Raw genomic sequence first — 319 nt, forward strand, 5'->3', positions numbered from 1 at the left:
AGTTTTTACATCCCACTAATGACTCGCCTGCGCCCGATGGGGATCACTGTCGATGTTGAAACAGCCAACCGCCACGGCCTGCGCTGGCTGCACGATGTCGCTAACCAACGAAAGCATGAAACAATCCAGGCCCGTCCCTGCGATCGCTGGCTTGAAGAGCAGCAGTCCATGCTGGCACTGCCTCCGGAGAAAAAAGAGTATGACGTGCATCCTGGTGAAAATCTGGTGAACTTCGACAAACACCCCCTGCATCATCCACTCTCCATCTACGACTCATTCTGCAGAGGAGTGGCGTGATGATGGAACTGCAACATCAACG

The 319-nt window shown here is 53.9% G+C and carries 1 pseudogene; it reads left to right on the plus strand.

Features of this window, described 5'->3' with window-relative positions:
* Positions 1-297: pseudogene (locus tag BEA93_RS24865) on the plus strand (IS21 family transposase); the annotation flags it as partial.
* Positions 298-319: the final 22 nt, after the last annotated feature.

It is taken from the genome of Escherichia sp. MOD1-EC5950 (genome assembly GCF_002965345.1).
Classification (GTDB): domain Bacteria; phylum Pseudomonadota; class Gammaproteobacteria; order Enterobacterales; family Enterobacteriaceae; genus Escherichia; species Escherichia marmotae.